Raw genomic sequence first — 26,018 nt, forward strand, 5'->3', positions numbered from 1 at the left:
GGCCGGTCAGTCCACCCAGTCGAGGGTGCGCTGCACGGCCTTGCGCCACTGGCGCAGCTCCCGGTCCCGCTCGTCCGGGGCCATCGCGGCGGTCCACTGCGCGTCGGAGCGCCACTGGGCGCGCAGGGTGGCCAGGTCCGGCCAGAAGCCCACGGCGAGGCCCGCCGCGTACGCCGCGCCGAGGCAGGTCGTCTCGGTGATCCGGGAGCGGACCACCGGCACGTCCAGCACGTCGGCGAGGAACTGCATGAGCAGCCCGTTCGCGGTCATCCCGCCGTCGACCCGCAGCCGGCGCAGCGCCACGTCGGAGTCGGCGTTCATCGCGTCGACCACCTCGCGGGTCTGCCACGCCGACGCCTCCAGCGCCGCCCGGGCCAGGTGCCCCTTGGTGATGTAGCCGGTCAGCCCGGCGACCACCCCGCGCGCGTCGCTGCGCCAGTGCGGGGCGAACAGCCCGGAGAACGCCGGCACCACGTAACAGCCGCCGTTGTCGTCGACCGTGCGGGCCAGCTCCTCCACCTCGGCGGCGGTGGAGATCAGGCCGAGGTTGTCCCGCAGCCACTGCACCAGCGACCCGGTGACCGCGATCGCGCCCTCCAACGCGTACACGGCGGGCTGCCCCTCGATCCGGTACGCGAGGGTGGTCAGCAGCCCGTGCGAGGAGATGACCGGGCTCGCGCCCGTGTTGAGCAGCAGGAAGCTGCCGGTGCCGTACGTGCACTTGGCCTCGCCGGGCTGGAAGCAGGTCTGCCCGAACAGGGCGGCCTGCTGGTCGCCGAGGGCGCTGGCCACCGGCACCCCGGCGAGCGGCCCGTCGACGGCGGTGCCGTAGACCTCGGCGGAGCTGCGGATCTCGGGGAGCATCGCGCCCGGCACGCCGAGCGCGTCGAGCAGCTCCGGATCCCAGTCGAGGGTGTCCAGGCCCATCAGCATGGTGCGGCTCGCGTTGGTCACGTCGGTGACGTGCCGCCCGGTCAGCTTCCAGATCAGCCAGCTGTCCATGGTGCCGAACAGCACCTCGCCCCGCTCGGCCCGCGCGCGCAGCCCGTCGACGTTGTCCAGCAGCCAGCGCAGCTTCGGGCCGGCGAAGTAGGTGGCCAGCCGCAGCCCGGTGCGCTCGCAGAGCCGCTGCTCGCCGTACGCCTCGGCGAGCGCGCGCAGCTGCGGCCCGGTGCGGGTGTCCTGCCAGACGACGGCCTTGGCGACCGGGCGGCCCGTGGCGCGGTCCCACACGACGGTGGTCTCCCGCTGGTTGGTGATGCCGACGGCCGCGATCCGCTCCGGGCCGGTGCCGGCCGCGTCCAGCGCCTCGCGGACGACGATCCGGACGTTGTCCCAGATCTCCTCGGCGTCGTGCTCGACCCAGCCCGGCCGGGGGAAGTGCTGCCGGTGCTCGCGCTGGGCCACGGAGACGATCTCCCCGGCCCGGTCGAAGACGAGGCACCGGGACGAGGTGGTGCCCTGGTCGATGGCGGCGACGTACTCTCCGGTCACCGCAGCACCGTACCCGCCCCGCCGCCGGGGCGCCGCCCATCGTCGACGGGCGGGCCGGCGCGGTGTCAGTCCGACACGCGCCCGCCCGCGTCGAGGAGCGGGCCGAGGGGCGTGCCGATCCGGACCGTGGTGCCGGCCGGGCCGGTCTCGACGTCCATGGCGTCGCTCAGCTCCCGGGCCAGCCAGAGGCCCCAGCCGCCGGCGGTCTCGGGCGCGGGGCGGCTCCGGTCGTCGAGCCGCCGGGAGCTGATCCCCCGACCGTGGTCGGCGACCTCGCAGACCAGGCGCCCCGGCTGCCGCCACAGCCGCAGCCACCCCCGCCCGCCGCCGTGCCGCACCGCGTTGGTGAGCAGCTCGTTGACGGCCAGCACGAAGTCGTCCAGCCGTTGCCCGCGCAGCCCGACGGCGTGCGCGCAGGAGGTGACCGAGTGCCGGAGCTCGGTCACCTGTGCCTGGTCGAAGGCCTCGGCGATCAGGAGGGTGGTGTCGATGGGCACAACCGTACGCCGTGTCGGTCGGGGCAGCCATGATCGTCCGCTGTGCCCGGGGCAGGTGGCGGGCGGGTCGCCCCGGACGGCAGGCGATCAGGCGGGGCGCGGGCGTGTGGCATCGTGTCGGGGTGCCGTCGACGACCGGTGGATTCGAGGTCCCGCTCTGGCGGGCCGTCGCGGTGTTCCGGTTCGCCGCCCTGGCGTACGTCGGCCTGATCGTGGCGCGCGACGCCAGCGGGTACGCCCACCCGGTCGTCGCCGGCCTCGTCCTGCTGGTGATGCTCGGCTGGACGGTGACCACGGCCCTCGGCTACGCCCGCCCCGCCCGGCGGGGCTGGCCGCTGCTGGCCGCCGACCTCGCCGTCGTGGTCGGGGTGCTCCAGGTCAGCCCGTGGGCGGTCGGCCGGTCGGCCCTCGCGGCCGGCGCGCCCAGCCTCGCCGTGGTCTGGCTGGCCGGGCCGGTGCTCGCCTGGGCGGTCTCCGGCGGGCGGCGGCGCGGCACCGTGGCCGCGCTGGTGGTGTGCGCGGCCGACCTGGCGGCCCGGGAGCGGATCGGCCAGTCCGCCCTCACCGGCTGGATCCTGCTGCTGATGGCGGGGGCGGTGGTCGGCCACGTCGCCCGGCTGGCGGTGACCGCCGAGCAGCGGCTGCACCGGGCGGTGGAGCTGGAGGCGGCGACCCGGGAGCGGGAGCGGCTGGCCCGGGACATCCACGACTCGGTGCTCCAGGTGCTCGCGCTGGTGCAGCGGCGCGGCGCGCACCTGGACGGGGAGGCCGGCGAGCTGGCCCGGCTGGCGGGGGAGCAGGAGGCCGCCCTGCGTGCCCTGATCGCCGGGGCGGCGTCCCCCGGCGACGCCGGCCCGGCCGGGCCGGACACCCTCGACCTGCGCGCCCTGCTCGGCCGGTACGCCTCGGCTACGGTTTCGCTGTCCGCGCCGGCCACCGGCGTCCCGCTGCCCGCCCTGGTGGCCCGGGAACTCGCCGCCGCGACCGGGGCGACGCTGGACAACGTGCGCCGGCACGCGGGCGGCCGGGCCTGGGTGCTGATCGAGGACGAGGGGGAGACGGTGACGGTCTCGGTACGCGACGAGGGGCCGGGGATCCCGGCGGGCCGGCTCGACGAGGCGGTCCGGCAGGGCCGGCTCGGGGTGGCGCAGTCGATCCGGGGCCGCGTCGCCGACCTGGGCGGCACGGTCACCATCACCTCCACGCCGGGCGCGGGCACGGAGGTCGAGCTGACCGTGCCGAGGACGCCCCGGTGAGCGCCGCCGACGCCCCGCCCGGCGTGCGGGTGATGGTGGTGGACGACCACCCGATGTGGCGTGAGGGGGTGGCCCGCGACCTCACCGAGGCCGGTCACCTCGTGGTCGCCACCAGCGGGGAGGGCCGCCAGGCCGTGCGGGTCGCCCCCGCCGCCCGGCCCGACCTGGTGGTGCTCGACCTGCAACTGCCGGACATCTCCGGGGTGGAGGTGATCCGGGGGCTGCGCGCGGCGCTGCCCGAGGTGCGGGTGCTGATGCTCTCGGCCAGCGGCGAACAGCAGAGCGTCCTGGACGCGGTGAAGGCCGGCGCGACCGGCTACCTGGTGAAGTCGGCGGCCCCGGCCGAGTTCCTGGACGCGGTGCGCCGCACCGCCGCCGGCGAGCCGGTCTTCACCCCCGGGCTGGCCGGCCTCGTGCTCGGGGAGTTCCGCCGGCTCGCGGCGGGCGCGGGCGGGGCCGCCGGGGACCGGGGGGCGGCCCCGGCGGGCCGCCCCGCCGACGCGCCCCGGCTCACCGACCGGGAGACCGAGGTGCTGCGCCTGGTCGCCAAGGGGATGTCGTACAAGCAGATCGCGGAGCGGCTCGGGCTGTCCCACCGGACGGTGCAGAACCACGTGCAGAACACGCTGGGCAAGCTCCAGCTGCACAACCGGGTCGAGCTGACCCGCTACGCGATCGAGCGCGGCCTCGACGCCTGACCCGCCGGGCCGGGCGCGACCGCCCCACCGGCCGGCGCATCCGGTCGGCCGGGCGCGGGGGCCCGGTCAGTGCGCCCCGGGCGGCCGGGTCTCGTGGATCGCCAGCTCCTCGGCGCTCGCCCCGCCACCGGCGGAGCCCGCGTCGTACGCGACGTTGTCGGTCTCCAGGTCGGTGTGCGCCCCCTCGTCCGGTTCCACCAGCCGGCCCACCTCCGCGTCGGCGACGCTGCCGAGCTGGCCGTGGTCGTAGAGGGAGACGGGGGAGTGCGGGTCCGAGGTGGGGCCCGGGTCGATCACGTCGGCGTCGAGCTGCGCCTGGGCGGCGGCCTCCTCGCTGTCCGCCTCGGCCGCGATGTCCGGGTCGACCGGGCCGGCCAGCGGGTCGTCGGCGGGGCGCTCGAAGCTCTCCCGCTGGAGCTTGTAGTCCAGCGACTCGCCGTCGAGCTGCTCCTCGGCGGTGGTGCCGTACCGGTCCACCGCCACGGGCATGCGGTCGCCGGGCAGCTGGGCCGGCGCCGGGCCGTCCGCCTCGCGACCGGTCTCGACGTCGTCGTTGGCGGTCGAGTCGTCGTCGGCGGTGTCGGGCAGGCCGTCGGCCTCCGGGTCGGAGACGGGGGTCGGGTACTCGTCGTCGCGCATGGCTGATCACTACCCGCTGCCCACCGCCCGTAACCGGCCACGGGCGGGCGAAGCGGGGTCAAGCGTGCCGGTCCGGCCCGCCGTCGGGCCGCGCGCCCCCGGTGTCCGGGTGCGCGACGTCCGGGTCGGGACGCGTGTCCCCGCCCTCGGGGTGCACGACCGCCCAGACGAGCTTGCCGTCGGGCAGCAGGGTGCTGCCCCAGCGGCGGGCCACCGTGTCGATCAGCAGCAGCCCCCGGCCGCCGGCCAGGTGCGGCGGGGTCACCCCGGTGTACCGTGGCTGCCGCCGCGACCGGTCGCGCACGCCGAGGTGCAGCGTGCCGTCGCCGGGGGCCAGCCGCAGGGTCATCGGGGTGCGCGCGTGCGCCACCACGTTGTTGACCATCTCGGTCACCGCGATGCAGCCCGCCTCGGCCAGAGCGCCGATCCCCCACCGGGCGCAGCCGTCGGTGACCAGCGCCCGGGCCTGCCGGGCCGCGCCGACGACCGGCGGCAGCGCGGTGGTGGTCGCCGCGGCCATCGGTGCCCGGGTCAGCGCCGCCGTCGCCTCCGCCAGGGTCGCGCAGACCGGCAGCTCCGGGCCGGCCGCTGCCCCCGTCGGGTCGACGACCAGCACCCCCGCGGCCGGCCAGTCGGCGATCTCGCGGCGCACCTCGGCGAACAGCCCCCGGGCGGGGGCGGTCAACCGCAGCCGGGTCAGGTCGACCACCACCGGGCCGGGGCGGTCGCAGAGCCGCACGAGCAGCGCGTCCCGGACGGCGGCGGTGCCGGCGGCGTCGAGCACCCCCGTCAGCCGGAGCACTCCGGACGACTCGTCCGTCTCCACCACGCAGCGCAGGTCGGTCGGCATGATCGTCCCATTGTGCGTCGTGGCGACGGACGGCGCATCCTGCCGGTCGGGCGAGTTCATCAGCGGTCCGCCCGCGACCGCCTGGCCCGGGCCGCCATCGTGCCGACCGCCGTGCCGGCGGCGGCGAGCCCGAAGGCCGTGGTCATCCGGACCAGGTGCCGCCGCCGGCCGTGCCACCCGCCGTCCCGCCGGGCGGTGGCGTCGGCGACGAAGACGTTCCCGGCGCTGTCCGGCCGCCGGGCCGGCCCGAACTGGGTGCGGTGGACGTACCAGCCGAGGACGCGTTCGGCCAGTGCGGGGGCGAGCCGCCACTGCGCGCCGAGCAGCCGGGCGGCCCCGCCGGCGTACGCCTCGCGGCGCGGCCGGCGCAGCAGCCGGACGACGGTCTCGGCCACCAGCTCCGGCGGGTACACCGGCGGGGGCGGCACCAGCTCCCGGCCGGTGTGGTTGGCGGCGTGCCGGAAGAACGGGGTGTCGATGCTCGCCGGCAGCACCGTGCACACGGAGACGTTGCCCCGCCCGGTCAGCCGCAGCTCCTGCCGCACCGTGTCGGCCAACCCCCGGATGCCGTGCTTGGTGGCGTTGTACGCCGACTGGTAGGGCATCGCCACCTCGGCCAGCACGGAGGCGTTGTTGACCAGGACCCCGCCGCCGGCCGCCGCGAGGTACGGCAGAGCGGCCCGCATGCCGTGCACGACGCCGAGCAGGTTCACCTCCAGCACCCGGCGGAACTCCCGCACCGGTATCTCGTCGAACAGTCCGACCGCGCTCACCGCCGCGTTGTTGACCCAGGCGTCGATCCGGCCGAACTCCTCCGCCGTGCGGGCGGCGAGGATCTCCACGGCCACCGGGTCCGTGACGTCCGTGGGCACGGCGAGCGCCTGCCCGCCCAGCTCCCGGCACCGCGCCGCCACCCGCTCCAGGGCGTCCTCGCTGCGGGCCGCCAGCGCCACGGCCGCGCCCCGTCGGGCGAGGGCGTACGCGGTGGCCGCGCCGATGCCGCTGGAGGCGCCGGTGAGCACGACGACGGCGTCGTCGAGGGTGCGGGTCAGAGGCATTCCACGCCCGTACCCCGGTGGGGCCCGCTCATGCCGGCGGCCCGGCCCGGATCGGCGGCCGGCGGCCCGGACCGGCGGGGGACTTGGCAGGTTTCGGCTCCGGGCGGCGCGGTTAATGGGACCCTCTGACCGGGAGGACCCACCAGCTCAACGAACCGCATGGAGGTGACCCATGCGCGTCGGCCTAGTGTGCGCGCACTCCGGCCCGTCGCGGCCCGCCGACGGCCCCGTCGTCGGCACGCGCGAGCACATCGCGCGGGTCGCCGCCGAGCTGGCCGGGCGCGGCCACGACGTGCACGTCTACGAGCGCCGGGACGATCCCGCGCTGCCCGCCACGGCGGAGGTCGACGGCTACCGGGTGGAGCGGGCGCCGGTCGGCCCGGCCGCCCCGATGCCCACCGCCGAGCTGGTCGGACACGTGTCCGAGTTCGGGCGGTGGCTGGCCGACCGGTGGGCCGGCGGGTGGTCCCCGGAGGTGGTGCACGGGCACTACTGGGTCGGCGGCCTGGCCGCCGCGCACGCGGTGCGCGAGACCGACATCCCCGTCGTGCAGACCTTCCACTCGCTCGGCGTGGAGCAGCTGCGCCACCTCGGCCCCGGCTACGACGGCCCGGGCACCCGCATCCCGCTGGAGCGGGCCCTGACCCGGGCGGTGGACATCGCGGTCGCCCAGTGCAACGACGAGGTCGACGAGCTGACCCGGATGGGGCTGCAACGCAGCTCCGTGGCGATGGTCCCCACCGGGGTCGACACCGACCAGTTCCACCCCGACGGCGAGGCGGCCCCGCGCGACCAGCGCTCGCGCATCCTCTCCGTCGGGGGCCTGACGCCCGGGCACGGCCACGACGACCTGATCCGGGCGATGCGGCTGGTCGGCGATGCCGAGCTGGTGATCGCCGGCGGCCCGCCGGCCGACCAGCTCGCCGGCCACGCCGAGGCGCGCCGCCTGCGCGAGCTGGCCGAGCGCACCGGGGTGGCCGAGCAGGTGACGCTGGTCGGCGCGGTGCCGCACGACCAGATGGCCACCTGGTACCGCTCGGCCGACGTGGTGGCCTGCACCCCGCACTACTCGTCCGCCGGCCGGGTCTCGCTGGAGGCGATGGCCTGCGGCGTGCCGGTCGTCGGGTACGCGATGGGCGGCATCGCCGACGCCGTCGTCGACGAGGTCACCGGGAAGCTGGTGCCGCCGGGCGACGTGCGGGCCCTCGGGATGACCCTGCGCCGGCTGCTCGCCGACAACGCCGGCCGGTTCGCGTACGGGCACGCCGCCGTGGACCGGGTCCGGTGCAGCTACACGTGGGAACGCACGGCCGGCGCGCTGGAGCGGCTCTACGAGCGGGTGGTGCTGCGCCGCAAGCCGGTCGAGGCGGCGTAGCCGGAAACCGGCCCGCGTGCACGATGCCGGGGCGGCCGGTCAGCGGCGGGGGCGGGCCGGCGCGCCGGCGGGGAGCATCCCCCGGGCGCGTTCCCGGGAGACCACCTCGTGGTGGTGCTGCGGCTCGGCGTAGCGCGTCAGCCCGATCACCGCGGCCAGCGTGGCCAGGAAGCCCAGGGCGGCCAGCCACTCCCGGCCCGGCCAGATCTTGTCGTTGAGCAGCAGCAGCCCGACGATCGCGGCGGGCACCGCCCCGGCCGCGTCCATCGCGGCCACCGCCGCCGTGGTCGAGCCGCGCTGCATGGCCAGGCCGAGCAGGAGCTGGCCGACCAGCGAGTGGGCCACCAGCAGGTAGAGCAGCGGGTCCCGGACGAACCCCTCCACGCTCGTCACGGCGGCCAGCGGGCGGGCGGCCACCGCCGCGGCGGAGAAGGCCAGCCCGGCCAGCGAGCCGAGCGCTACCGACCCGGGCGCGCCGTGCAGCCGTACGGCGAAGAAGCCGACCACGGCGATCACCGCGAGCGCCGCCGCCAGCGTGACCAGGCCGGCGGGCCCCAGCGGCCGGGACTGCGCCGGCTGCGCCGACAGCACCAGGCCGGTGACCCCGAGGACGAGCAGCGCCAGCAGCCCGACCTCGGCGGTGGGCAGCCGCCACTTGAGCACCAGCACGCCGAGGATCGCGGTCACCCCGAGCCCCGCCGCCACGCTGGCCTGGACCAGGAACAGCGGCAGGTCCCGGCGGGCCAGGAAGGCCAGCACGAAGCCGCCGACCTGGCAGGCCAGCCCCACGAGGTAGGTGCGGTGACCGGCCAGCCGCAGCAGCAGCCCCGGGTCGAAGGTGTGGTGCACGGTGGTCCGCGCCGCGGCGACGGACTGGAGGAGGTTGGCGAAGCCGTACGCGACGATCATCGCCGCCAGGAAGCACCAACCGGAGGACACCACCTGGCGAGGATAGAGGCTGGCGGCGCTCAGCGCGCGGCCGGCCGACCCAGCCTCGCCAGGATGTCGGCGTGCAGCGCCCCGTTGCTGGCCACGGCGCTGTTCTCCACCGCGGCGTCGCCGCCCGGGGCGGGGCGCCCGGCCAGGTCGGTGAACGTGCCGCCCGCCTCGGTCACGATCGGCACCAGCGCGGCGACGTCCCACAGGGACAGTTCCGGCTCGACCATCACGTCCAGGGCCCCCTCGGCGAGCAGCATGTAGCCGTAGAAGTCGCCGTAGGCCCGGCTGCGCCAGGTGTCCCGCATGAGCTGGAGCACCGGCTCCAGCAGCCCGGCGGACTCCCACCCCGACAGCGACGAGTAGCAGAAGCTGGCGTCGGCGAGGCGGCCCACCGCCGACACCCGGATCGGCGCGCCGTGGGCGGCGTCCGGGCCGGCGTACGCGCCCGCGCCGAGCGCGCCCCACCAGCGGCGGCCCAGCGCCGGCGCGGAGACCAGCCCGAGCACCGGCCGGTCGCCCTCCAGCAGGGCGATCAGGGTGGCCCAGACGGGCACCCCCCGGACGAAGTTCTTGGTGCCGTCGATCGGGTCGACCACCCAGCGCCGCCCGCCCGGGGCGGCCGGGGGCTGCCCGCCGTACTCCTCGCCGAGCAGGCCGTCGCCGGGGCGGCGCTCCGCCAGCAGCGCCCGGATCTGCCGCTCCACGGCCGTGTCGGCGTCGGAGACCGGGGTCAGGTCCGGCTTCGCCTCCACCCGCAGGTCGAGGGCCCGGAACCGGGCCGTGGAGATGGCGTCCGCGGCGTCGGCGAGCAGGTGGGCGAGGGCGAGGTCGTCGGCGTACCCGGTCATGCCGCAAACGGTAGCGGCGGCCCGGTCACGCTCCTGCCGGCGGGTCGCCGTGCCCGCCTTCCGCGTGCGACTGCGGGGCTCGCCGGCTCACTCCTCGCGCACGCCCGGGTTGCGCTGGTCGGGCTCGCGGCTATCGCCCTCCCCGGACCGGGAGGCCAGCAGCCGGCGGTACGAGGCCAGCCGGCGCCCGTCGGCCTTGCCGGCGGCCACCCAGGCGTCCAGCGCGCAGTCGGCCTCCTCGGCGGTGTGCTGGCAGTTCACCGGGCAGTCGACCGTGCCCTCCACCAGGTCGGGGAAGCCGTGCAGCAGGCTGTCGGCCGAGACGTGCGCCAGCCCGAAGCTGCGCACCCCCGGGGTGTCGACGATCCAGCCCGGGTCGGTGCCGACGCCGGGGCGGGGCGGCAGCCGCAGCGCCACCGCGCTGGTCGACGTGTGCCGGCCCCGGCCGATCGCGCTGACCACCCCGACCGCCCGGTCGGCGTCGGGGACCAGCCGGTTGACCAGCGTCGACTTGCCCACCCCGGAGTGGCCCACCAGGACCGACACCCGGCCGGCGAGCAGGTCGCGCAGCGCGTCGAGGTCGGCGTCGGGCCGCAGCAGCACGTACGGCAGCTCCAGCTCGGCGTAGTAGCCGAGCACCTGCTCCGGGCCGGCCAGGTCGGCCTTGGTGAGGCAGAGCAGCGGATCGATGTCCGCGTCGTACGCGGCGACCAGGCAGCGGTCGACGAACCCGGTGCGCGGCGGCGGGTCGGCCAGCGCGCTGACGATGACGAGCTGGTCGGCGTTGGCCACCACGACCCGCTCCAGCCGCCCCTCGGGGGTGTTCTCGTCGTCGTCGGCGGTGCGCCGCAGCACCGAGGTGCGCTCGGCGATCCGGACGATGCGGGCCAGCGCGCCGGCCGCCCCGGAGGTGTCCCCGACCAGGCCCACCCGGTCGCCCACCACCACCGACTTGCGGCCCAGCTCCCGGGCCCGCATGGCGGTCACCAGCAGGGCGTCGGGGTCGCCGCCGGGCAGCAGCACGCACGTGTAGCGGCCCCGGTCCACGGCGATGACGAAGCCGTCGACGGCGTCGGCGTGCCGGGGTCTCGTGCGGGTCCGCGGGCGCGACGACCTCCCGGGCCGGACCCGTACGTCGTCCTCGTCGTACTCCCGCCGCTTCGTCGCCAGGACGCCCTCCGTCGGGTCAGCTCGCTCCGGTCACCATCGCCGACCATAGTGCCGGAAACTCCGGCATGGTCTTGGAGGTGCACGACACGTCGTCGAGCTCGACGCCGGGGACCGCCAGGCCGGTCACCGCCGCGGCGTGCGCCATGCGGTGATCGTGGTACGTCCGGAACTGCCCGCCGTGCAGCGGCCGGGGCCGGATCTCCAGTCCGTCGGCCGACTCGGTGAGGTCGGCGCCGAGGCCGGTGAACTCGCGGGCGAGCGCGGCGATCCGGTCGGTCTCGTGCCCCCGGATGTGCGCCACGCCGGTGAACCGGGACGGCGAGTCGGCGAGCGTGGCGAGCGCGGTCAGCGCCGGGGTCAGCTCGCTGACGTCGGAGAGGTCGGCCTCGATGCCGTGCACCACGCCGGTGCCGCGCACGGTCAGCCCGCCGGTGGTGAGGACCACCTCGCCGCCCATCCGGTGCAGCAGCGTGCGGAGCTGCTCGACGGGCTGGGCGCTGCTGCGCGGCCAGCCCCGCAACGTGACCTCGCCGCCGGTGACCAGCGCCGCGGCGAAGAACGGCACCGCGCCCGACAGGTCGGGCTCTATCTCCCAGCCCCGCCCGGTCAGCGGCCCCGGCTCGACGACCCAGACGTCCGGGGTGCCGTCGTCGACGGCCGCCCCGGCGGCCCGCAGCATCTGCACGGTCATCCGCAGGTGCGGCGTGGACGGCACCGGCGGGCCGACGTGCCGGACCACCACGCCCCGGTCGAAGCGCGGCGCGGCCAGCAGCAGGCCGGAGACGAGCTGGCTGGAGGCGGAGGCGTCGATGACCACCTCGCCGCCGGCCACGCTCCCGGTGCCGAACACGGTCAGCGGGAGGCTGCCGGTGGCCGGGGACTCGACCCGCACCCCGAGGGAGCGCAGCGCGTCGATCAGCGGGCCCAGCGGGCGGGTGCGGGCCTGCGGGTCGCCGTCGAAGGTGATCCGCCCCTCGGCGAGCCCGGCGACCGGGGGCACGAACCGCATGATGGTGCCGGCGAGGCCGACGTCGACGTGCGCCGGGCCGGCGAGCGGGCGGGGCCGGACCAGCCAGCGGTCGTCGTCGGCGATCGACATGTGCGCGCCGAGGGCCCGCAGGCCGCCGGCCATCAGCTCGGTGTCGCGGGCGCGCAGCGCCCCGGCGATGGTGGAGGGGCCGCCGGCCAGCGCGCTGAGCACCAGCGCGCGGGCGGTCATCGACTTGGAGCCGGGCAGCCGCAGCGCGGCAACCACCGGGTCGGACGCGGTCGGAGCGGTCCACGGCCGCAGCGGCCGGGTCGCGGTCGTGTTCCCCACGGTCACATTCTGCCGCGCCCCGGCCGCCGCCGGACGGGCCGCCCGGGCGCGCTCCCGGTGGGCGGGACGGGCCTCCCGACGCCGGGCCCGGGCCGGGGCGGTCCCCGGCGGGACAGCCGAACGCGGCCCGGGGCGTTAGCGTGTGCCCCATGTGTGGGAGGTACGCCACGACCCGGAGCGCGGTCGACCTGAGCGCCGTGTTCGAGTCGGCCGACGAGACGCAGGGCCGGGCCCGGTCGAGCCACAACGTCGCCCCCACGACGACCGTGCCGCTGGTGCGGCTCACCCCGGAGGGGCACCGCGCCCTGTCCGCCGGCCGCTGGGGGTTCCTCCCGCCCTGGTCGAAGTCGCCCGCCGCCGGGGCCCGCATGATCAACGCGCGGGCGGAGACGGTGGCCACCAGCCGGGCGTACGCGCCCGCGTTCGCCCGGCGGCGCTGCCTCGTCCCCGCCGACGGCTGGTACGAGTGGGTCCGGCTGCCCGAGGGCGGGCGGCAGCCCTACTTCATGACCCCGGCCGACTCGTCGGTGCTCGCCCTGGCGGGCATCTGGTCGGTCTGGGAGGGGCCCGCCGGGCCCGTGCTGACCTTCAGCGTGCTGACCACCGCGGCGGTGGGCGAGCTGGCCCGGGTGCACGAGCGGATGCCCCTGCTGCTGCCCCGCCAGCGGTGGGCGTCCTGGCTGGGGTCGACCGACGAGCCGGCCGCCCTGCTGGCCCCGCCCGATCCCGGGTGGCTGGCGGGGCTGGAGATCCGCCCGGTCGGCCCGGCGGTCGGCAACGTCCGCAACGACGGGCCGGAGTTGATCACCCGGGTGCCCGCCCCGGCCGCCCCGGCCGACGAGGTGACGCTTTTCTGACAGTCGCCGCGGGCATTGTCGCGTGCTGATTTGCCAGAGTTGCGGGCGAATCGTCGCCTGAGCTTTTAGTCATCTTTACGGAAGACTCTTGTCCCGGTGTCTGAAAGTGCGATACAACACAGCGCCGGTAGTGGGTGACGATTCGTACGGTGCGAACGGCACTCATCGATCTTTCCGGTCCCACGGGGGAGGTGGGTGGATGACACGGGCGCGTATGCCCCGCCCGCACGAGGTGGCTGCCGCACGACGAGATCCGCGACTGTTGCGGGCGTTGCGGGAACGGCGGCAGGACGAAGCCTGGCGCACCAGAGGCACCTGCCAGAGCGTGGATCCGGAGACGTTCTTTCCGGCCCCCAACGAGCCGGCCGACGCGGCCGTCGCGCTCTGCCGCAGTTGTGACGTGCAGGGATCGTGCCTGGCCTGGGCGCTGGAGGTCGGTGACTGCCACGGCGTGTGGGGCGGCACCACCCCGCGCGAGCGCCGGGCCATGCTGGTCGCCTGGCGCAGCGAGGTCGACCCGAACCCCGACGCGGCCGACGAGGCCGGCCCGCCGGTGCGGGACCGGCTGCTCACCCTGGTGCCGCTGAGCTGACCGCCCCGGCCGTCCCGCCCCCCGGCAAGGACGGGACGGCCGGCGGCGGTCCGACAGCGCCCGCCGGGACGGCGGCGACCAACGGGACGGCGGCCGGGTGGGACGGCGGGCGCGCCCGCCTCCGGGTGGCGTGGGCCGGGTGCCCCGGGCCCGGCGACGTCCATCGGCTCCGGCGCGTGCCGGGTCGGTTCGCGGCGGTGACCCGCAGAATGGGCCCGTGCGAGACGCGGACGAGATCGTCACCCCACGCGGACCGGCCCGGGTCGACACCGACCTGCCCGCCGGCCCGCCGAGGGCGCTGCTGGCGCTCGGGCACGGCGCGGGCGGTGACGTCGACGCGCCGGACCTGGGCGCGCTGCGGGACGCGGCGGCCCGTGCCGGGCTCGTCGTGTGCCGGGTGACCCAGCCCTACCGGGTCGCCGGGCGACGCGCGCCGGCCCCCGCCGGGCACCTCGACGAGGCGTGGACGGCGGTCCTGGCCGAGCTGCGCCGGCGGCACCCCGCCGTGCCCGCGCTCGTGGTCGGCGGCCGGTCCAGCGGTGCCCGGGTGGCCTGCCGCACCGCGACCGCCGTCGGCGCGGACGCGGTGGTGGCCCTGGCGTTCCCGCTGCACCCGCCCGGTCGGCCCGAGCGTTCCCGGGCGGCGGAACTGGCCACCGGGCTGCCGACGCTGGTGGTCAACGGCGACCGCGACCCCTTCGGCGTGCCCGAGCCGGGCCGACGGGTGCGGGTGGTGGTCCGGCCCGGCGAGCGGCACGACCTGGCCGGCGATCCGGCCGGCACGGCCGCGGTGGTCGTCGACTGGCTGCGTAGGCGGGGCTGGGCGTCGCGCTGAGGCGCACCGGCCGTGACCCGGGGCCGTACGCCTCGTTGTCTCCGATGGTGTCGGGTGCCCGGTCCGGGCGGCCGACGCCGTCCCTCCCAGGCCCTTCCTGGTCCCAGCGTCGGCGCCCGCCGGGGCCGGGACCAGGAACGGGGCCGGCGGGCCGGAATGCCGGGACCCGCGCCCCGCGTTACCCCCACGGAAGAGACTTCTGCTTCAGGGGGGTGTGACCGGTGCCGACCGAGACGCGGAGCCGGGAACGGGACGAACGGGAGGCGCAGCAGCTCAGAAGGCTGCTGGGCGGACCGGACTGGCCCGCGGTGGCGGGGCCGGCCGGGCCGGGGTGGCCCGGGGCGGTGAGGACCAGCACACCGGCCGAAAGTGAATCTGCGGGCACTGCCCGGCGCGTATCCTCGGCGGGAAAGCATCCGACGCGAGGGGATGTGCGGTTGACCACCGAGAAGACGGACGAGCGCAGGGCCCGCTTCGAGCGGGACGCGATGCCATTCGTCGACCAGCTCTACGCTGCCGGGCTGCGGATGACCCGCAACCCGGCGGATGCCGAGGACCTGGTCCAGGAGACGTACCTGAAGGCGTACGCGGCCTTCCACCAGTTCGAGCAGGGCACCAACCTGAAGGCCTGGCTGTACCGGATCCTGACCAACACCTACATCAACTCCTACCGCAAACGGCAGCGCCAGCCCATCCAGGCGCCGACCGAGGAGATCACCGACTGGCAGCTCGCCGAGGCCGAGTCGCACACCTCCAGCGGGCTGCGTTCGGCCGAGACCGAGGCGCTCGACCGGCTGCCCGACAGCGACGTCAAGGAGGCCCTCCAGCAGTTGCCGGAGGAGTTCCGCCTGGCGGTCTACCTCACCGACGTCGAGGGCTTCTCCTACAAGGAGGTGGCCGACATCATGGGCACGCCCATCGGCACGGTGATGTCGCGGTTGCACCGGGGTCGTCGTAATCTGCGCAAGCTGCTCGAGGGCTACGCCGCCGAGCGCGGTTTCAGCGCTGCGCGGTCCCCGAAGGGCTCGACCGCCGCCGCCGGCCGGGAGGTGTGACGTGAGCTGTGGGAAGCCGCACGAGACGGACTGCCGTGAGGTGCTCGCGGAGGTCTACTTCTACCTCGACCTGGAGTGCGCCGAGGAGCGCCGGACGCTGATCCGGCGGCACCTCGACGAGTGCGGGCCGTGCCTGCGGGAGTACGGCCTGGAGCAGGAGGTGAAGGCGCTGGTCGCCCGCTGCTGCGGCAACGAGACCGCGCCCGAGCAGTTGCGCGAGCGGCTGCGGGTCCGCCTCACCGAGCTGGTGGTCTTCGAGACGAGCGAGTCCCGGGAGCTGGCCGACTGACGGCCGGCGTGCCTGGACGTGCCGGTGGCCCGGGTCGATCAGACCCGGGCCACCGGCGTCTCCGGCCGTGGGCGGCGAGGAGCGCTGAGCGGTCGGCGGTCGCCCGCCGCGCGACTCAGGAGTTGGGGCGCTTGCCGTGGTTCGCGCTGCTCTTCTTGCGGGCCTTCTTCTTGCGGGCCTTCTTCGCCATGCTGACCTCCTCGGGTGCTGGTCGGTGTCCGCCGGCGGCGAGCGCGGCGGTGGTCGCGTACCGGTCGCCCGGTCACCCGGGGCCGATCCGCTGATGCTAGTGCGGCCCGCCGCGGCCGTGGTCCGCCGGGGCACCGGTGGCGGGGCCGATGCTCCGTCGACCGGCCCGGTGTGGCGCGCGGGCCCGGCGGGATCGCATGTCGGGGGCCGCCGACGCGCCCGCGACGGTCCGGCACGTGATTGGATACCGATCGAGACACTGGCGGAAGAGGGAGGGCCCGGAGATGGCCGACGAGATCCGCGCCGAGATGGTGGCGAACGTGTGGAAGGTCGTCGCGTCGGCCGGGGACACCGTGTCCGAGGGGGACACGCTGGTGATCCTGGAGTCGATGAAGATGGAGATCCCGGTCGTCGCCGAGTCCGACGGCGTCGTCGAGCGGCTCGCCGTCAACGAGGGCGACGTGGTGCAGGACGGTGACCTGATCGCGGTGATCGGTTGACCGGGCTGCGGGTCCGGCGGGCCACCCCTGCCGACTTCTCGGCGGTGGCCCGGCTGACGGTCGCCGCGTACGAGGCCGACGGTCAGCTCAAGGGCGAGCACGGCTACGGTGCCGTGCTCGCCGACGTGGCCGCCCGGGCGGAGGCCGGCGAGGTGCTGGTCGCCGTCGACGCGGCGACCGGCGAACTGCTCGGTTCGGTCACGTTCGTGCTGCCCGGCACCCCCTACGCCGAGCTCTCCGGGCCCGGCGAGGCCGAGTTCCGGATGCTGGCCGTGGACCCGGCGGCCCAGGGCCGGGGGGTCGGTGCGGCGCTGGTGGAGGCGTGCCTGTCCCGCGCCGCCGAGCGGGGCTGCTCGGCGGTGGTGATCTGCGTGCGCGGCGGGCTCGCCGCGGCCGCCCACCGGCTCTACGAGCGGCTGGGCTTCGTCCGCACGCCGGAGCGGGACTGGTCCCCGCTGCCCGGGGTGGACCTGCTCGGCCTGCGGCGGGAGCTGCCCGGCCCGAGCTGATCCTGCGCCCGGTCGGTCCTGCTCGCGCTGCCGCAGCCTCCGCCGTCGACGGTGTCCGGCGTCGACCGGACTGCGGCGGCTCAGCCCTCGGCGATGCGGGCGAGCAGCTCGTCGGCCACCTCCAGGGCGATCTTCCGCCGCTCCTCGTCGGTGACGTGCGGGGTGCGGATGGCGAACCAGCTGCTGTGCACGGCGAACAGTGACAGGGCGGCGCGCAGCTGGGCTTCGGGCGACTCGTCGCCCCGGGCCAGCGCGTCGGCCAGCCGGAACATCCGGTCGCGCATCTGCTGCCCGGCGGCCAGGCTCTTGAGCGCGGTCTGGTTCTGCTCGAAGAAGCGCATCACCGAGGGCTGCTCGGTGGCGAACATGCTGTCGGCGTAGCGGGCAATCAGCTCCCGCCGCGTCGCCAGCGTGGCGGGCTGCCCGTCGGCCCAGGCGATCAGCGCGTCCATCCGGTCCAGCCGCTCCTCGACGAAGCTGCTGACGATCTCGTCCTTGCTCTTGAAGTGGTAGTAGAGGGCGGCCTTCGTCACGTTCAGCCGCTCGGCGATCTCGCGCAGCGAGGTCTTCTCGTAGCCCTGCTCGGTGAAGAGTTCGAGGGCCACGGCCTTGATGCGCTCCCGCGTGCCTGTGCTCTCTCTCACCCAAACCACCCAACTCGCTTGACGACCAGTTGCCACCCAACTTACCGTGCGGCTAGTAAGGTAACTAGCCGGTCGGCAAGTAAGTCGGTCACATCCCGGGGGGAGCTTACCGATGAGTCAGGAAGTCGAGGGCGCGGAGCGACGACCCAACATCCGGGTCGTCCTTTTCGGCCTCATGATCGCGATGATGCTCGCGATGCTCGACAACATGATCGTCAGCACCGCGCTGCCGCGCATCGTCGGCGAGTTCGGCGGGGTCGACCACTTCACCTGGGTCGTCACCGCGTACGTGCTGGGCACCACCGTCTCCACCCCCATCTGGGGCAAGCTCGGCGACCTCTACGGCCGCAAGGCGGTCTTCCTGACCTCCGTGGGCATCTTCCTGGTCGGCTCCGCGCTGTGCGGCATGGCCGGCTCCGGCGTGTTCGGCGGCACCGACAGCGGCATGATCGAGCTGATCGCCTTCCGGGCCGTCCAGGGCCTCGGCGCGGGCGGGCTGATGGTCGGCGTGATGGCGATCATCGGCGACCTCGTCCCGCCCCGGGAACGGGGCCGCTACCAGGGCATGATGGCCGGCATCATGGCCATCGCCATGGTGGCCGGGCCGCTGGTCGGCGGCTTCATCACCGACAACCTCTCGTGGCGCTGGGCGTTCTACGTCAACCTGCCGCTCGGCGGCGTCGCGCTGCTGGTGCTCGCCACCACCATGCACCTGCCGAAGTACCGCACCGAGCACCGGATCGACTGGCTGGGCGCGGGGCTGCTCTCGGTCGGCATCACCGCGATCGTGCTGATCACCACCTGGGGCGGCAACTCCTACGACTGGACCTCGCCGCAGATCCTCGGCCTGTCCGCCCTGGCCCTGGTGAGCCTGGTCGTGTTCGGCTTCGTGGAGCGGCGCGCGGCGGAGCCGATCCTGCCGCTCGGGCTGTTCGCCAACCGCAACTTCGCGCTGATCTCGATGATCGGCTTCCTGCTCGGCTTCGCGATGTTCGGGGCCATGAACTTCCTGCCGCTCTACCAGCAGACCGTGCAGGGGGCGTCGGCCACCAACAGCGGCCTGCTGCTGCTGCCGCTGATGTTCGGCATGCTGGTGGTCTCGCTGGCGGTCGGTCGGGCGATCACGAGGACCGGCCGGTACCGGATGTTCCCGATCGTCGGCGGCGTGGTGATGACCGCCGGCCTGGCCCTGCTGACCCGGCTCGACGTGGACACGAGCAAGGTGGAGTCCTCGCTCTACATGATCGTCCTCGGCGTCGGCATGGGCTTCCTCATGCAGACCTCGATGCTGATCGCGCAGAACAGCGTCGAGCAGAAGGACCTCGGCGCGGCCAGCGGCGCGGCCACCTTCTTCCGCTCGATCGGCGGCTCGTTCGGCATCTCGCTGTTCGGCGCGATCTTCGCCAACCGGCTCGCCGACTCGCCCGCCGGGTCCGCGTTCAGCGGCGGGGGCGAGGGCGGCCAGGTCGACCTGGACAAGCTCAAGCAGCTGCCGGCGCAGGCCCGCGAGCTGGTGCTCGGCGGTCTCGCCGACGCCGTCTCGCACGTCTTCTGGTGGGCCGTGCTGTTCACCGTGCTGGTGCCGGTGCTGGCCTGGTTCATCCGGGAGATCCCGCTGCGCTCGACGAACGACGCCCCGCCGGCCGCTTCGCCGGACGAACAGGCCGAGGCGGCCCTGGGCAAGGCGTCGGCGGTCTGAGCGGCGGCCCCGGCCGGGCCGCCCACCCCGAGCGCCGGGGCGGGCGGCCCGGCCGGCAGTGCCGCCGGCCCCGCCTCAGCCCCGGCGGCGGGTGAGGCGGCCCCAGAGGCGGCGCAGCCGGCCCGGGCGGGACCGGCCCGCCGCCGGGCCGGAAATCAGTTCGCCGGCCAGCGCGGCCGTCGCCGGGTCGAGGGCCGGGGTGGCCAGCGCCAGGTACGCCAGCGAGACCGCGATCGGCATGCTCCGGTCCCGGGCCACGGCCGCCGCGTCGGCGAGCCGCTCGGCCACCACGCCGGCCACGTCCTCGCGGACCGAGGGGTCCACCCAGGCGGCGGTGACCAGGGCGAACAGGGCCGCCTCGGTGATCCAGTCCTCCACCCCCCAGACCAGCTCGACAAGCGTCCGGCGGCGGGTGGAGGACGGCCACGGCTCGTCCGTGCGGTGGTGCAGCAGGCCCAGGCACGCCCACACCTGCACGCAGCGCACCCAGAGCGACGGGTCCTGCCCGGCCAGCACCCGGCCCAGCCCGGTCGGCGGGGCCGCGGGCGGGTGCACCAGCAGCCCGAGCAGGTCGGGCAGCCCCAGCGTGGCCAGGCCGACCGCCGCGTCGTACGCCGCCGGGGGGTGCGGCCACGCCGGGTGGGCGAGCTGCCGGACGCGGTCCGCCGCCTCGGCCGAGGGCGCCGGCACCGCCGGGGCGGCCACGGTGCCGTCCCAGCGCCACAGCGGCCGGTCGGTGGCCCGGCGGGGCTCGCGCGGGTCCGGCTCGGCCACCGCCGCCACCTCGACCCGCAGGCCGGGCGCGGCCGCCGCCACGGTACGCAGCGCGCTCGGCGGCTCCAGCGTCTCCAGCCGTACGGTCGCGCCGAGGGCGTCCTGCTCGGCGGCCAGGGCGTGCCGCAGCACGGCGACCGCCGCCCCGGCGGCCGGGGTGACCTGCCCCAGCCACGGCCGGCTGCGGCAGCACTCGGCGAGGTCGCCGTGCTCGTGCGAGTCGTCGGGATGGTCGCGGACGAAGTCGGCCAGCGCCACCAGGTGCGCCACGTCGCCGTCGCGCTGGAAGCGCAGCCGGTGCGCGGTGTGCACGGCGCAGTCGAAGGCGGGGTTCCGGGCGAGGGCCCGGTCGGTCCACTCCAGGGCCTCGTCGAGCCGGCCGGTGTCGGCCAGCGTGCCGGCGATGTCGGCGTACACGGCGAGGTCGTCCGGGTCGTGGTCGACGGCCCGGCGGAGCGCGGCGAGGGCGTCCCGGGTGCGGCCGGCGCTGCGGTACGCGTACCCGAGCCACACCTCGCCGAGCTTGGACGGGCGCACCCGTACGCCCCGGCCGGCCCAGCGGACCGCCAGGGCGACCTCGCCGAGGCGCCGGGCCAGCGCGGACGCCGCGCCCAGCAGCAGGGCGTGCTCGGGGTGGACGGTGACCGCGTTGCGGGCCAGGGTGAGGTACGGCGTCAGGGGCGCCCGGTCCGCGCGCGGCACCGGGTCGGGCGTGGCGGCGCACACCTGCATCAGCACCTGGGCGATGCCCTCCGGGTCGAGCCGTTCCGGCAGCTCGGGGGCCGTCACCCAGGGCACCCCGGCCCAGTCGGCGCTGCGGTCGTGCCCGGTGGCGGCGGCCAGCAGCTCCAGCCCCTCGGCGGGCCGCCCCGCCGCGGCGAGCAGGTGCGCCCGGGCCACCACCGTGCCGACGAAGGCGCGCTGGTGCAGGGGGAACAGGTCGAGGCCGCCGCCGCTGGCGGCGGCCAGCCGGGCCAGCGTCTCGTGCGCCTCGGGCAGGGTGGGCGACCGGGTCAGCGCGCCGGCGACGTGCCCGGCGGCGTGCGCCAGGTCCCCCTCGTCCAGCGCGAGCCGGGCCAGGGCCAGCTCCTCCTCCGCCGACAGCGGGGGATCGTCCCTTCCCTCGGACACGTGGGCCTCTCGGTGGTAGGTGCGGGCGGCCGGGCGGCGGATGCGTCCCCCGTCGCAGTGTCGCCGGGCCGGGCAAGCGTAGGTGATGTTGGCTCGGCTTGGTGATCCACTGCGCAATGCTGCTCGCAAGATTGTTCACGTACGCCGAAACATGCAAGACTGAGCAGGAAACGCGCGGCAATCGCGCAGGGAAAGGGGCACTCCGTGACGCGTGCAGGGGCCGGCATGGCCGCCGACATCTCCGAGCAGCCGGCCGGCTACGAGCGGCTGCTCTCCGCCGAGCACGCCGGGGCGATCGCCCGGGTGGCCGCCGTCGTCGCGCAGCGCCGCCCCCGGCACGTGGTCTTCACCGCGCGGGGCACCTCCGACCACGCCGCGCTCTACGCGGCGTACCTGACCGAGATCCGGCTCGGCCTGCCCGCCGGGCTCGCCTCGCCCAGCGCGGTCACCCTCTTCGGCGCACGCCCCGACCTGTCCGACGCGCTGGTCGTCGGGGTCAGCCAGAGCGGCGGCTCACCCGACCTGGCCGAGGTGCTGCGTGCCGCCCGCGCCTCCGGCGCGCTCACCCTCGCCGTGACCAACAACCCCGACTCGCCGCTGGCCGGGATCGCCGAGCTGAACGTCGACATCGCCGCCGGAACAGAGCGGGCGGTGGCGGCCACCAAGACGTACACGGCGGAGCTGCTCGCCCTGCTGCTGCTCGTGGAGGGCGTCCGGGCCGGCGACGGGGCGCTGCCCGCCGCCGAGCGCGCCGCCCTGGCGGCCCTGCCCGAGCTGGCCGCCCGCACCCTCGACGACCCCACCCCGGCCCAGCTCGCGCCGCGCTACCGGTTCGCCGCCCAGCTCGTCACCACCGGCCGGGGGTACGCGTACCCGACCGCCCGGGAGGCGGCGCTCAAGCTGATGGAGACCTCGTACCTGCCGGCGCTCGCCTTCTCCGGCGCGGACCTGCTGCACGGCCCGCTCGCGATGACCGACCCGGACGTGCCGGTGCTGGCCGTGGTCGGCTCCGGCCCCGGCGGCCGGTCGATGGGCGAGGTGCTGCCCCGCCTCGGCGAGCGCCGCGCCGACGTGGTCGTGGTCGGCTCGGCCGACGTCGAGGGGGCCACCCGGATGGCCGTCCCCGAGGTCGACGAGCGGTACGCCCCGCTGCTGGACATCCTGCCGTTGCAGCGCCTCGCCCTGGCGCTGGCCCTGGCCCGGGGCGAGGACCCCGACGCGCCGCGCGGCCTGAAGAAGGTCACCGCGACGATGTGAGCGCCCCGGGCCGGCCGGCGAACGTGGGGCGGGCCCGTGCACCCGCGCCGGCCGGGCCGGCGCGGGTGCACGGGCCGGTCGGTGTGAGCCCGGCCGGCCAGCGGGACGGGGCGCGGGTGGGCGTGGCACGCTGTGCAGCGTGTCCACGTTGCGCGACCTCGCCGAGGAGCACACCCAGCTCCGCCCCGCCGACATCGACCACCTGCACCGGATCGCCGGAGACTGGCAGCTGCTGTCCGACCTGTCCTTCGCCGACCTGCTGCTGTGGGTGCCGGTGGACCGCGACGGCACCTTCCTCTGCGTGGCCCAGGTCCGGCCGACGACCGCGCCCACCGCGTACCAGGACGACCAGGTGGGGCGGATCGTCGGCGGGCCCGAGGTGGCCCACCTGGAGGTCGCGTACGGCCAGGGCCGGATCTGGCGGGAGGGCGACCCGGTCTGGTACGGCGACGTGCCCGCCCGGCACGAGGCGATCCCGGTCCGGCTGCGCACCGCCGACGGGGAGGCCGGCGAGGTGATCGCGGTCGTCGGCCGGGACACCAACCTCTCCACCGCGCGCACGCCCAGCCAGCTCGAACTGAACTACCTGACCACCGCCGACGACCTCGCCCAGATGATCGCCGACGGCACGTTCCCGCCGCCCCGGCACCCCGGGGAGACGACGTCCGCGCCCCGGGTCGGCGACGGCCTGGTCCGGCTCGACGCCGGCGGCAAGGTCACCTACGCCAGCCCCAACGCGCAGTCCGCGTACCGGCGGCTCGGTTTCGCCGCGCACCTGGTGGGCGAGGACCTGGCCAAGCTGCACCGCCGGCTGGCCGGCGACCCCCTGGAGGGCACCGAGGCGGCCAATGGCATCCTCGCCGCGCTGCGCGGTGAGGGCCCGCCGCGGCGGGAGATCGACGCCCGGGGCGCGACCATGCTCACCCGGGCCCTGCCGCTGATGCCCGCCGGGGTGCCGATCGGCGCGCTGGTCCTGGTCCGCGACATCACCGAGGTACGCCGCCGCGACCGCGCCCTGATCACCAAGGACGCCACCATCCGGGAGATCCACCACCGGGTGAAGAACAACCTGCAGACCGTCGCCGCGCTGTTGCGCCTCCAGGCCCGCCGGGTGGCCATGCCGGAGGCGCGGGTCGCCCTGGAGGAGTCGGTACGCCGGGTCGCCTCCATCGCCCTGGTGCACGAGACGCTCTCCATGTCCAGCGACGAGGCGGTCGAGTTCGACGGCATCGTCGACCGGGTGGCCAGCGCGGCGACCGAGGTCGCCGCGACCGAGCAGACCGTCGGGATGCGCCGCCGGGGCAGCTTCGGCGTGCTGCCGGCCGAGATCGCCACCTCGCTGGTCATGGTCCTCAACGAGCTGCTGCTCAACGCCGTCGAGCACGGCTTCCCGCCGGCCGCCGAGCCCCCGACCGGCCCGGCGGACACCGCTTCGGCCGGCGGCTCCGGGGTGAGTGGGGTGCTTCCGCAGGTCGCCGCCGGGGTCGAGTCGGTGACACCGCCCGAGGTCGTCGTGTCGGCACACCGGTTCCGCAAGCAGCTGCACGTCACCGTCGCCGACAACGGGCGGGGCCTGCCGGCCGGGTTCGACGCCGAACGCGGCAGCCGGCTCGGGCTCCAGATCGTCCGGGCGCTGGTGACCGGCGAGCTGCGCGGCACCATCGAGCTGCGCAACGGCGCGGAGGGCGGCACCGAGGCGGTGCTGGTGGTCCCCCTCGTCCGCTCCTGACACCGGGCCACCCGTCCCCGGGGGCGGGGCGCTGGCGGGGGTGCCTGATCGACTCCAGGTCGGCGACATGGCGGTGTCCCGTTGCCCGGATACCCCCACCTGACCGGCATGGCCCGGCCGTCCAGCGGTGAGCGGGCGACGGGTCGGTCAGCCTCGGCGGCTGAGCAGCGCCACGGTCAGGCCGGGGCGTGGCCAGACCCGCTCGACGGCGAAGCCATCCCGCAGCGCCGTCCCCTTCGCGCCGGGCACCGCGTCGGCCGGGTCTGCCTGCCGGCCGGCGACCACCAGCCAGACCCGTCGCGCCCCGGCCAGGCAGGCGGCCGGGGCGGGGCACTCGTCGGTCCAGTAGTCGCCGCGCGCGTCGCGGCCCCGCACGGCCAGCGCGTCCGGGGGCTGCCGGTCGCCGAGGTGGTAGCCGATGCCGAGGTCCGTGAACAGCCAGCCGTCCCGGGGCGAGAAGACGATCACGTCGCCGGGGCGGCGTCCCGCGTCGACCACCCGGGCCGCCCCCCGGTAGTCGACCAGCGCGCCGCGCGGCCATTCGTGGCTACGCCGCAGCGCCACCTGGTCGGGCAGCCCGAGCAGGCCGGCGAGGAGCACCACGGCCAGCGCCGCCGGCAGCGCCACCGTGGCCAGCGCCGCCCCGGCCAGCAGACACGCGAACGGCACGGCGAAGAACAGGTAGCGCGGCACCCACAGCGGCCCGGCCAGCCCGGCCAGGAAGACCAGGGCCACCGGCAGGACCAGGCAGGCGGCGGGGGGCAGCCCGGCCCGGCCCGACCGGGCGACGCCGAGGGCGGCCAGGCCCAGCAGCAGCCCGCCCACCGCGCCGCTCTGGGCCAGCGCGCCGGGCAGGGCGGCCAGGTCGGCGGGGCGGGCCGGGTCCACCCAGTCGAGCTGCCGCCCCCGCTGGCCGGCTGCCAGCAGCACCAGGGGAGCGAGCACGACCGCCGCCGGCAGGAGCGCGAGCAGCCAGCCCCACAACGCCCGCCGCGGCCACCGGCCGGCGATCCGGGGGAGACCGTCCGGGCCGCCGGCCCCGCGGGCCGCCGGCCCGGGTACGCCGGGAGGATTTCCGTCGGTGGTGCCCGAGGTGGTGTCCGGAGCGTCCCGGTTGACGGTTGGCCGGATGGCGCGGCGGGCGGAGCGGTCGGCGGCCAGCACGACTGCCGCGTGGGCGGCGAGCAGGGTGAGCGCGACCAGGTGGGCCAGGCCGAGGGCGGCCACCGCGGCGGCGTACCCGGCCCAGCGCCGCCAGCCGGGCCGCTCCAGCGCCCGGACCAGCAGCAGCGTCGCCAGCACCGCGAAGAGGGCGACGAACGCGTACGGGCGGGCCTCCTGGGCGTACCGGGAGGTGCCGGGCAGGACCGCGAACAGCAGGCCGCCGGCGAGTCCGGCCCGTCGCCCGAGCAGCCGGGCGCCGAGTGCGGCGGCGAGCCCGGCCGTGCCCGCCATGGCCAGCGCCGACGGCAGCCGCAGCGCGGCGGGGGAGTCCCCGCAGAGCGCCACCCAGCCGTGCATGAACAGGTAGTACGGCCAGGTGGCGGCATCGATGGCGCCGGCCATCCGGGTCAGGTCGCCCAGCGGCCGGGTGGCGGCGCTCCAGGTGGCCAGCTCGTCGCGCCACGGCTGGGCCGAGCCGATGCCCACGCCGGTGGCCGCCAGCGTCCCCACAGCCGGCCACAGCCAGACCGCCCTGGGCCATCCCAACAAAAACCGCCAAACGGACGATTTCGCCACGTCATCGAGCCTCCCACACCCGCCCCCCCAGCCCGGTGATCAAGAGGAAAGTGTCACCGTGGAGATCGACATCGAC

General features: G+C 76.1%; 25 protein-coding genes and 1 pseudogene. 13 read left to right on the forward strand and 13 right to left on the reverse strand.

The features are described from left to right. Positions 1 to 6 precede the first annotated feature (6 nt). Positions 7 to 1,494 carry a glycerol kinase GlpK gene (gene glpK / locus HDA31_RS03420; protein WP_178066318.1) on the reverse strand — a complete coding sequence of 496 codons (1,488 nt, stop codon included), beginning with the start codon at positions 1,492 to 1,494 and terminating at the stop codon, positions 7 to 9. 65 nt (positions 1,495 to 1,559) lie between these two features. After that, positions 1,560 to 1,991 (reverse strand): ATP-binding protein, encoded by a 432-nt coding sequence (locus tag HDA31_RS03425; RefSeq protein WP_246384128.1) that lies wholly within the window; start codon positions 1,989 to 1,991, stop codon positions 1,560 to 1,562. Between the two features lie 122 nt (positions 1,992 to 2,113). Between HDA31_RS03425 and macS the strand changes: the two genes are divergently transcribed. Together macS and HDA31_RS03435 are read left to right on the forward strand one after the other, a co-directional pair. Next, a complete protein-coding gene (gene macS / locus HDA31_RS03430; protein ID WP_246384125.1) occupies positions 2,114 to 3,247 on the forward strand; it encodes a MacS family sensor histidine kinase in 1,134 nt (377 codons plus the stop codon). A gap of 32 nt (positions 3,248 to 3,279) precedes the next feature. Then, positions 3,280 to 3,945, forward strand: coding sequence for a response regulator (locus HDA31_RS03435; protein WP_178067805.1), 666 nt, complete (start codon positions 3,280 to 3,282; stop codon positions 3,943 to 3,945). Between the two features lie 66 nt (positions 3,946 to 4,011). On the opposite strand, the gene HDA31_RS03440 is transcribed toward HDA31_RS03435, so the two are convergent. Genes HDA31_RS03440 through HDA31_RS03450 form a run of 3 tightly spaced genes read right to left on the reverse strand, consistent with a single transcriptional unit; the run spans position 4,012 to position 6,492 of the window. Beyond that, entirely contained in the window at positions 4,012 to 4,584 is a 573-nt protein-coding gene (locus HDA31_RS03440; protein WP_178066316.1) for a DUF5709 domain-containing protein, read from the reverse strand. 58 nt (positions 4,585 to 4,642) lie between these two features. Continuing rightward, positions 4,643 to 5,494 carry an ATP-binding protein gene (locus tag HDA31_RS03445; protein WP_074472678.1) on the reverse strand — a complete coding sequence of 284 codons (852 nt, stop codon included), beginning with the start codon at positions 5,492 to 5,494 and terminating at the stop codon, positions 4,643 to 4,645. Further along, the gene (locus tag HDA31_RS03450; protein WP_178066315.1) at positions 5,494 to 6,492 is read right to left on the reverse strand and encodes an SDR family oxidoreductase; all 999 of its coding nucleotides are present in this window, start codon (positions 6,490 to 6,492) and stop codon (positions 5,494 to 5,496) included. Before HDA31_RS03450 ends, HDA31_RS03445 begins: the two co-directional genes overlap by 1 nt. Before the next feature lie 172 nt (positions 6,493 to 6,664). Between HDA31_RS03450 and HDA31_RS03455 the strand changes: the two genes are divergently transcribed. Then, a complete protein-coding gene (locus tag HDA31_RS03455; protein WP_074472680.1) occupies positions 6,665 to 7,867 on the forward strand; it encodes a glycosyltransferase in 1,203 nt (400 codons plus the stop codon). On the opposite strand, the pseudogene HDA31_RS03460 reads toward HDA31_RS03455, so the two are convergent. The 4 genes and pseudogenes from HDA31_RS03460 to aroA all read right to left on the reverse strand — a co-directional run bounded on the left by HDA31_RS03460 (position 7,822) and on the right by aroA (position 12,142). Next, positions 7,822 to 8,776: pseudogene (locus tag HDA31_RS03460) on the reverse strand (hypothetical protein). The gene HDA31_RS03455 and the pseudogene HDA31_RS03460 overlap by 46 nt on opposite strands. A 59-nt stretch (positions 8,777 to 8,835) precedes the next feature. Further along, complete coding sequence (hisN, locus tag HDA31_RS03465) at positions 8,836 to 9,654, reverse strand: histidinol-phosphatase (RefSeq protein WP_178066314.1); 819 nt, start codon at positions 9,652 to 9,654, stop codon at positions 8,836 to 8,838. 87 nt (positions 9,655 to 9,741) lie between these two features. Next, positions 9,742 to 10,674, reverse strand: coding sequence for a ribosome small subunit-dependent GTPase A (gene rsgA, locus HDA31_RS03470; protein WP_221486887.1), 933 nt, complete (start codon positions 10,672 to 10,674; stop codon positions 9,742 to 9,744). 166 nt (positions 10,675 to 10,840) lie between these two features. Then, the gene (gene aroA / locus HDA31_RS03475) at positions 10,841 to 12,142 is read right to left on the reverse strand and encodes a 3-phosphoshikimate 1-carboxyvinyltransferase (RefSeq protein WP_178066313.1); all 1,302 of its coding nucleotides are present in this window, start codon (positions 12,140 to 12,142) and stop codon (positions 10,841 to 10,843) included. A gap of 149 nt (positions 12,143 to 12,291) precedes the next feature. Here aroA and HDA31_RS03480 point away from each other — a divergent pair, with 149 nt between their 5' ends. From HDA31_RS03480 to rsrA, 5 genes are all read left to right on the forward strand, one after another. After that, positions 12,292 to 12,999 (forward strand): SOS response-associated peptidase, encoded by a 708-nt coding sequence (locus HDA31_RS03480; RefSeq protein WP_178066312.1) that lies wholly within the window; start codon positions 12,292 to 12,294, stop codon positions 12,997 to 12,999. 199 nt (positions 13,000 to 13,198) lie between these two features. Continuing rightward, positions 13,199 to 13,591 (forward strand): WhiB family transcriptional regulator, encoded by a 393-nt coding sequence (locus HDA31_RS03485; protein ID WP_043965878.1) that lies wholly within the window; start codon positions 13,199 to 13,201, stop codon positions 13,589 to 13,591. Positions 13,592 to 13,808: 217 nt separating this feature from the next. Then, entirely contained in the window at positions 13,809 to 14,426 is a 618-nt protein-coding gene (locus HDA31_RS03490; protein ID WP_178066311.1) for an alpha/beta hydrolase family protein, read from the forward strand. A 221-nt stretch (positions 14,427 to 14,647) separates the two neighbouring features. After that, the gene (locus HDA31_RS03495) at positions 14,648 to 15,481 is read left to right on the forward strand and encodes a sigma-70 family RNA polymerase sigma factor (protein WP_074472684.1); all 834 of its coding nucleotides are present in this window, start codon (positions 14,648 to 14,650) and stop codon (positions 15,479 to 15,481) included. A gap of 1 nt (position 15,482) precedes the next feature. Continuing rightward, the gene (rsrA, locus tag HDA31_RS03500; RefSeq protein WP_074472685.1) at positions 15,483 to 15,770 is read left to right on the forward strand and encodes a mycothiol system anti-sigma-R factor; all 288 of its coding nucleotides are present in this window, start codon (positions 15,483 to 15,485) and stop codon (positions 15,768 to 15,770) included. Between the two features lie 115 nt (positions 15,771 to 15,885). Here rsrA and HDA31_RS33310 read toward each other — a convergent pair whose 3' ends face one another. Further along, positions 15,886 to 15,960: a 50S ribosomal protein bL37 gene (locus HDA31_RS33310; RefSeq protein ID WP_369752275.1), complete on the reverse strand. Its 75-nt coding sequence runs from the start codon at positions 15,958 to 15,960 to the stop codon at positions 15,886 to 15,888. 283 nt (positions 15,961 to 16,243) lie between these two features. On the opposite strand from HDA31_RS33310, the gene HDA31_RS03505 reads away from it, so the two are divergent. Beyond that, positions 16,244 to 16,459: a biotin/lipoyl-binding carrier protein gene (locus tag HDA31_RS03505; protein ID WP_074472686.1), complete on the forward strand. Its 216-nt coding sequence runs from the start codon at positions 16,244 to 16,246 to the stop codon at positions 16,457 to 16,459. Beyond that, entirely contained in the window at positions 16,456 to 16,968 is a 513-nt protein-coding gene (locus tag HDA31_RS03510) for a GNAT family N-acetyltransferase (protein ID WP_178066310.1), read from the forward strand. Before HDA31_RS03505 ends, HDA31_RS03510 begins: the two co-directional genes overlap by 4 nt. An 80-nt stretch (positions 16,969 to 17,048) precedes the next feature. Here the strand turns inward: HDA31_RS03510 and HDA31_RS03515 are convergent, their stop codons facing one another. Next, positions 17,049 to 17,612, reverse strand: coding sequence for a TetR/AcrR family transcriptional regulator (locus tag HDA31_RS03515; RefSeq protein ID WP_074472688.1), 564 nt, complete (start codon positions 17,610 to 17,612; stop codon positions 17,049 to 17,051). 112 nt (positions 17,613 to 17,724) lie between these two features. On the opposite strand from HDA31_RS03515, the gene HDA31_RS03520 reads away from it, so the two are divergent. Further along, entirely contained in the window at positions 17,725 to 19,311 is a 1,587-nt protein-coding gene (locus HDA31_RS03520) for an MDR family MFS transporter (protein WP_178066309.1), read from the forward strand. Positions 19,312 to 19,386: 75 nt separating this feature from the next. Here HDA31_RS03520 and HDA31_RS03525 read toward each other — a convergent pair whose 3' ends face one another. Continuing rightward, a complete protein-coding gene (locus tag HDA31_RS03525; RefSeq protein WP_178066308.1) occupies positions 19,387 to 21,216 on the reverse strand; it encodes a tetratricopeptide repeat protein in 1,830 nt (609 codons plus the stop codon). Positions 21,217 to 21,441: 225 nt separating this feature from the next. Here HDA31_RS03525 and HDA31_RS03530 point away from each other — a divergent pair, with 225 nt between their 5' ends. Both HDA31_RS03530 and HDA31_RS03535 read left to right on the forward strand, forming a co-directional pair. Continuing rightward, on the forward strand, positions 21,442 to 22,473 hold the full coding sequence (locus HDA31_RS03530) for an SIS domain-containing protein (RefSeq protein WP_178067802.1): 1,032 nt from the start codon (positions 21,442 to 21,444) through the stop codon (positions 22,471 to 22,473). Between the two features lie 139 nt (positions 22,474 to 22,612). Further along, positions 22,613 to 24,202: a PAS domain-containing sensor histidine kinase gene (locus HDA31_RS03535; RefSeq protein WP_178066307.1), complete on the forward strand. Its 1,590-nt coding sequence runs from the start codon at positions 22,613 to 22,615 to the stop codon at positions 24,200 to 24,202. Positions 24,203 to 24,349: 147 nt separating this feature from the next. Here HDA31_RS03535 and HDA31_RS03540 read toward each other — a convergent pair whose 3' ends face one another. Continuing rightward, positions 24,350 to 25,915: a glycosyltransferase family 39 protein gene (locus HDA31_RS03540; RefSeq protein WP_178067800.1), complete on the reverse strand. Its 1,566-nt coding sequence runs from the start codon at positions 25,913 to 25,915 to the stop codon at positions 24,350 to 24,352. Positions 25,916 to 26,018: the final 103 nt, after the last annotated feature.

This window comes from Micromonospora carbonacea, from assembly GCF_014205165.1.
In the GTDB taxonomy this organism is placed as follows: Bacteria; Actinomycetota; Actinomycetes; order Mycobacteriales; family Micromonosporaceae; genus Micromonospora; species Micromonospora carbonacea.

Bases quoted from the DNA above. Each gene is read 5' to 3' on its own strand.
- HDA31_RS03435 (WP_178067805.1), top strand. From the start codon at position 3,280: ATGGTGGTGGACGACCACCCGATGTGGCGTGAGGGGGTGGCCCGCGAC.
- HDA31_RS03440 (WP_178066316.1), bottom strand. From the start codon at position 4,584: ATGCGCGACGACGAGTACCCGACCCCCGTCTCCGACCCGGAGGCCGAC.
- HDA31_RS03445 (WP_074472678.1), bottom strand. From the start codon at position 5,494: ATGAACTCGCCCGACCGGCAGGATGCGCCGTCCGTCGCCACGACGCAC.
- HDA31_RS03450 (WP_178066315.1), bottom strand. From the start codon at position 6,492: ATGCCTCTGACCCGCACCCTCGACGACGCCGTCGTCGTGCTCACCGGC.
- HDA31_RS03455 (WP_074472680.1), top strand. From the start codon at position 6,665: ATGCGCGTCGGCCTAGTGTGCGCGCACTCCGGCCCGTCGCGGCCCGCC.
- hisN (WP_178066314.1), bottom strand. From the start codon at position 9,654: ATGACCGGGTACGCCGACGACCTCGCCCTCGCCCACCTGCTCGCCGAC.
- HDA31_RS03480 (WP_178066312.1), top strand. From the start codon at position 12,292: ATGTGTGGGAGGTACGCCACGACCCGGAGCGCGGTCGACCTGAGCGCC.
- HDA31_RS03485 (WP_043965878.1), top strand. From the start codon at position 13,199: ATGACACGGGCGCGTATGCCCCGCCCGCACGAGGTGGCTGCCGCACGA.
- HDA31_RS03505 (WP_074472686.1), top strand. From the start codon at position 16,244: ATGGCCGACGAGATCCGCGCCGAGATGGTGGCGAACGTGTGGAAGGTC.
- HDA31_RS03520 (WP_178066309.1), top strand. From the start codon at position 17,725: ATGAGTCAGGAAGTCGAGGGCGCGGAGCGACGACCCAACATCCGGGTC.
- HDA31_RS03530 (WP_178067802.1), top strand. From the start codon at position 21,442: ATGGCCGCCGACATCTCCGAGCAGCCGGCCGGCTACGAGCGGCTGCTC.